At 26.6% G+C, this 5,769-nt stretch carries 4 protein-coding genes; all 4 read left to right on the forward strand.

Annotation, left to right across the window (positions count from 1 at the left end; translation table 11 throughout):
• A partial coding sequence (locus KJQ97_RS08585) for a putative phage head morphogenesis protein (protein ID WP_214120581.1) occupies positions 1–239 on the forward strand: 239 nt, incomplete at its 5' end.
• 124 nt (positions 240–363) lie between these two features.
• A complete protein-coding gene (locus tag KJQ97_RS08590) occupies positions 364–975 on the forward strand; it encodes a hypothetical protein (protein ID WP_214120582.1) in 612 nt (203 codons plus the stop codon).
• A 160-nt stretch (positions 976–1,135) separates the two neighbouring features.
• Positions 1,136–1,327 (forward strand): hypothetical protein, encoded by a 192-nt coding sequence (locus KJQ97_RS08595; RefSeq protein WP_214120583.1) that lies wholly within the window; start codon positions 1,136–1,138, stop codon positions 1,325–1,327.
• A gap of 728 nt (positions 1,328–2,055) precedes the next feature.
• The coding region (locus tag KJQ97_RS08600; protein ID WP_214120584.1) for an HNH endonuclease domain-containing protein at positions 2,056–5,769 on the forward strand (3,714 nt) is incomplete at its 3' end.

The following is a 5,769-nucleotide window of genomic DNA, read 5'->3' on the forward strand; positions in this document are numbered from 1 at the left end:
ACTTTGATGATAAATTACCTAAAGATTATGATTTAGATAAACTTCGCTTTAGTGCATATAATCGCACATTTTTAATAAGTGGGATAAATGAAATTGAAACACTTAAAAGAATGCATAGCATACTTAAAAAGGCTTATCAAAACGGCACAAGCTTTAAAGATTGCGTAAAAGAGCTAGAAAACATTAGTGGACTTCATAAACACCATTTAAAAGTTATCTTTAATCAAAACCTAAGATAAGTATATGGTTTAGCAAGATTTAAAAAAATAACTTATAAGCGATAAGCGTGGCAATTATGGATAATAGGGTTAGAGTTGCCCTTAAAGTCTTTCACGGGCTTATTTTACCTAAGGAGCATTCTTTTTGGCGCCTAATGGCTGGGGTTGTAGGTGTAAAGTCCAAGCATTAAGTGAAGATGAAGCAATTACACTAGGCTATACAGGAAAAAAAGCACCGCTTTTAAATATCCCTGATGATGGCTTTAAAAATGGTATAAAATCATACGAGCAAAAAATCCAAAACTTAACAGAGTATTTAAACGAGCAAGTAAAAGGCTTACCTCACGAGGTACATAAAGCAGTTAATACTAGGATAAAAGAAAACTTAATGCAAATAAGAGAAGTTAGAAACAATTATAACACTATAAAAAAGGTATTTAATGATAATAAAGAGCAAAACTATAAAGGAAAACTTTTAAAAGTAGGTAATTGTGATATTTTAGGACAAGACTTGCCATTATTTGTAAGCTTGGAAAATGTTTTTACTCATAAGCACATAAAACATATAACAGCTTATGATTATGCAATGATACCGCAAATGTTAAAAAACATTAAAAGTAAAACACTTTCAAAAGCACATTCACAGGCTGAAGTAGTAGTTAGTCATTTAGGCACTTATTATCGCTTAGCTATTAAAAAGACTAGCAAGAATGAAGCTATTGTTACATCTATTACACAGGAAAGAAAGTGGGAATAAATGGTGGCGTTTGGGGAACCAACGAATAAACGGCATTGGCTAATGCTTAAGGCTTTCTGCAAAGTAGCGATATCAGTGCAGTTTAACCCCTTTACCCGAGTTAGTAGCCATCTAACTCATCGCAGGGGCATTATAAATAAACAATATTAAGGAGAGCTTAATGGATGTGCAGTTTGGCTTAGGGCTAAAGTTAGCCTTAGGCGGATTTGATAAGCTAAAGACCCAACAAGAAAGATTAGAAAAGCTAGGTAAAATTGCAAAGCTTAGCACTGATAAAATGAATAATCTAACAAAAAGCATAAATAAGCTTAGTGATTTAGACATAAAAGCAGGTCTTGCAAAAAAGCAATAATAAAAATTTTGGTAATTATAGGTTTTTATTTTTCTATTTAAATTTTATTAGAATTGGGCTTATAATAAAAAATTACGATAAGTTTTTTATTTTTGTTTTTAAGTTTCAAACCGTGTTGTGGTAGAATTAGGTTTGCAATCTGTTTTTATGTTTAATAGTGTTGATAGAGTAAGGTTTCAAACCGTGTTGTGATAGAATTAGGTTTGCAATTTACTTTTATAAAGTCAGTTTTTCCATTTATATCTTCGTTTCAAACCGTGTTGTGATAGAATTAGGTTTGCAATAGCAAGGAAAACTTGCTTATATATCAAGTATTTGAGAGTTTTTAAAAAGTAGTGATTTTTCCACTTTTAAAATTCTTTCAAATTTTAGTACTTTAGTGGAAAAATTAAACCTATGTTTAGTTTGTATCACTAAAATTAAAAAGCAAATCTAATTCTATCACAACGAGCGTTTGAAATCATAAGTAGGTAGAAATACCGAAAAGTTAGTAAAAAATCAAGCTCTAGTATCTTTGCTTTTGCAAAGCTCTGTAACCTTGATAGGGAGAGATGATACTCTCCCATTTTTATAGATTATCTAAAATATTATTTGTTGCTTTTGTATATTATATATTTTCAAACTAATTGTGATAGATTGTAAATAATTTAATACTTAACAATTATTATTTTAATTTATATTTATATTATCCTTATATAATATAAATTAAAATCATATAAGGAGTAATGATGTATGATAAACAAATTCTTTCTTTAAACTTTGATACAGGTGCCAAATATTATGGATTTTATGGAGTTGGAATAAGTGCAAGTAGGATTTTTAATCCTGTTACAAGAGAACTAAATAAACCACTTTCTTCAACTTTTGTAGTAGATAAAATAAATTTTAAAGTTGATGAAAGAACCACTAAAAGACACACAAGAAGAAACCATAATAGAAAAGATTTTGTAGTAAGAGCCTTTAAAGAGTTGGCCTCATATATATTTAACGAAGATTTTAAAACTTTAGATAAGTATATCCAAACTCGTATTTTAGAATTATTTTATGGGCTTTTTAAACATCGTGGGTTTAACTATGTAAATACTCCAAATATAGACAACATAAATGAAGAAAATCAAGAAAAATTAATCGAAACTATCTTCATAGGTGCTAAAAATAAAAAAGATATAGATGATGTTATAAATAGTCAAATAGACAAAGTTTTAGATGATAAAGATTATGATATTTTACAAGATTTAAAAGAGCAAAAAAGGTTAGTTGTAAAAGCAAATTTGCAAAAACAAGAAGATGGTTTTGATAGCAAACAATTGCAAAACTATATAGACGCGGTTATAAAAGAGCTTGAAAATACCAATAATAAGCACAGAAAAAGATATCAAAATGATATAAAGGATTTGTTAAATCGTTTTGAAGATATTCAAGGCAATGCTGATAAACTAAATTTGAAAAACATTAAAAAAGAATTCAAAACAGGATTTTCAGAAATTAAAAATCTTTATGATTTTTTAAATATTTCTAAAGATGAGCTTTATAATATCATTTGTAATCTTTCAAATTTTCAAACGAGAGTTTTTAGGCAGTATTTTAATGGTAAATCTAACGCTACTTATGATGACAAAAAGCTATATAAAGCGATAAAAGATAACATAAATTATATCCCATACAAAAGTGATGATGAGTTAAAAAACAAGAAATATATGTTAGAGCTTTTAGGCGAAAAATATCAAAATGGTAAAGCTTTAGATTTTTTAAAAACTTGTGATCCTACAAGAAGTATCACCCCTTATGAGAGTTTAGTTAATAAACAAGGTCAAATTTGCAATGCCTTAGTATTAAAAAAAGAAGCTTTAGAACACAATAATCTAGAAAATATATTTGAAACCATTTTAAACGATGGTATTTTTAGTGGTCTAAAAAGCGATAAAGAACAAAAAATAGAGATTTTAACACAAAGGTATTTGGATATTTCTAAAGAATATTTACCAAAGGGTAGTTTGTTATATCCAAGGTATTTACATTTAGGAAAAACAGCTTTAAAACAATTAAAAGATGAGTTAAATGATGATAAAAAATCAATTTTAAATATGATTAAAAATGGATTTAAACAACTTGGTTTAAATGATAAAGATTATGAAAATTTGCAAAAATTTGTAAAAGAATACTATAAAGAAATAGAACTTGCTAAAAATGGTATCATTTTAAACGATAAGCTATCTGTTTGTACTTGCAAAACTCCACATAAAATAAATATGATTTTACAAGATTTAAATGCATTGCTAGGGTATGAATTTTTTAAAGATAAAAATAGTGTTGAAGATTTTAAAGACCATATAAAAAAGCAAAAAATTGAAAAAGATTTAGTAGAAATCAATAAAATTTATCAATCAAATTCAAATAGCTTTTGGTATAAAGTAGAAAAAACTTTAAGTAAAGAAAAAATATTATTAAGTGATGATGAGTTTGATAAAATTCAAAAAAATGATGAGATTTTTCAAAAAATCATTAAGCATTTTGAGTTAGCAAATGAGCTTTATGTAAAGCTTCAAACATACGAAATTTATGGAAAATTTAATTTTATCTTACAAATTTTTAATATTTTATTAAAACCTAGAAGTGGTTTTGCAAATTATTGCAAAGAGCATTCAAAAGAAGTTATGTTTAGGTTAAATGGTTCTAAAGTAGCGATTTGTCAAACACTTAGTAAAAACTCAGCTAGAGAGTTTAATGGTGGGGTTGAAAAACTACTTGATATAGTATCTTATAATATAGTTGAGTATTTATCTAGTAAGGGCATTGATTTTTCTAAATTTGATGAAATTCATATAAATACAGAACAAAATAAGTTTTTGTTTGAACAAGAGTTAAAAGATATGGTAAAAACGAGTAGAAATTCGGATAGTACAAATAAAAACGATGAAAAGCTTGTATGTGCTTATGAAGGAGTTGAGTTTATCAAAGAACAAGGAGAGTATGACCATATAATCCCTAGAAGTTCATCTCGTGGTGAGTTTAACCAGGAAGCAAACTTGATTTTAGTAAGCAGCAATGGAAACCAAAAGAAAAAAGATAATTATAAAAAGCTTGATGATTTAAGTGATGAGTACTTAAAAGGTATTTATGAAGAGATAAATTTAATAATCACTCCTAAAGATGATAAAAAAAGCAAAAAAGTAGAAACTACAAAAAAAGACCTAATAAATGAAAGTAATTTCAAAAAATTTATAAAAAACAATATGCCAAAAATGAGCGAGTATAGGAGCTATCATTCACTAAGTAGATTAGAGCAAATCGCATTTAGACATGCGTTATTTTTAGATGGTGTGAGTGGTTATCAAGATGTGTTTGATAAAGCGTTAGAATTATTGAAAATGTCAAAAGTATCAAGCCTTGTAAATGGCGTGCAAAAGCGTTTTGTAAATATTTTGCATAAAAAAATCAAAAGAAAAATTATAGAAAAGAATTTAAAAAACATTTTAAATAGCGATGAATTTTTAGATTTTTTACAAAAGATAAAAGATTTTACAAAAACAAGCAATCATTTTCCTAAAAACAAAAGAGAATTTATACTAAACATTATATGCAATGATGAGTATCTACACGAGCTTTTTACAAGACCAAGAAAATGGAGTAAAAACTCTAAAAACCATGAATTTATAAGTGAAGATATAAGAAATAGCCTAATAATTTTATATAGTTATATAAAAAATACTTATTTAAAAATAGGTTTTGAAACAAATAGCATTAGCTCAAAAACAATCAGCGACACTAGAAAAGCATTTACTGCTAAATTAATAAACGAAAATCAAAAAGAGCAGTTTGTAAAGCTTAATAAACTTAAAACTCAAGATGAGCTAAGCCATACTATTGATGCTAGTTTGGTGTTTTATCATACATACAAAAAATATGATTTTTTAAGTGATGTGTTTAATGATGATTGTGAAATAATAAGACTTAATTCTAAATCATATGAAGAATTAAAGCCCAAAAATCAAGAAAGCAGAGTTGGACTATTTAAAGAAAGCATATATTCTTTAAGTTTTGATGAAATTTATACCACTAAAAACGAAACCGAATTAGATTTTTTAAGTAGTATTGATATAAGTGATATTAAAAACTATAAGTTTAATCAGCATTCAAAAAATCTAATTGATTTGTCAAAAGATACCACAAGCGTAGTTTTTGCAAAAGTCAAAGGTAAAAAATACTATATTTATAAAGATTCGAATGGCAAATTTAAGTATGTAGAAAATGATAAAAAAGTAGATGAGACTAAGCAAATTTTTATAGATACTAATTTAATGCTTGATATTTATTTTGCAAAATTTAAAGCAAAAAATACAGACTTTTTTAAAAATAAAACTTTAGAAAAAGTATTTAAGCAATTATCAGCTCATGGCAGGGAAGAGATAGATAAATTGTTTTTTGATGGTGTTAGGTTTAAA

Origin of the sequence: Campylobacter sp. 2018MI01, assembly GCF_018501205.1 — a bacterium.
Classification (GTDB): domain Bacteria; phylum Campylobacterota; class Campylobacteria; order Campylobacterales; family Campylobacteraceae; genus Campylobacter_E.

Coding starts and splice junctions, on each gene's coding strand:
- KJQ97_RS08595 (WP_214120583.1), top strand. CDS start 1,136: ATGGATGTGCAGTTTGGCTTAGGGCTAAAGTTAGCCTTAGGCGGATTT.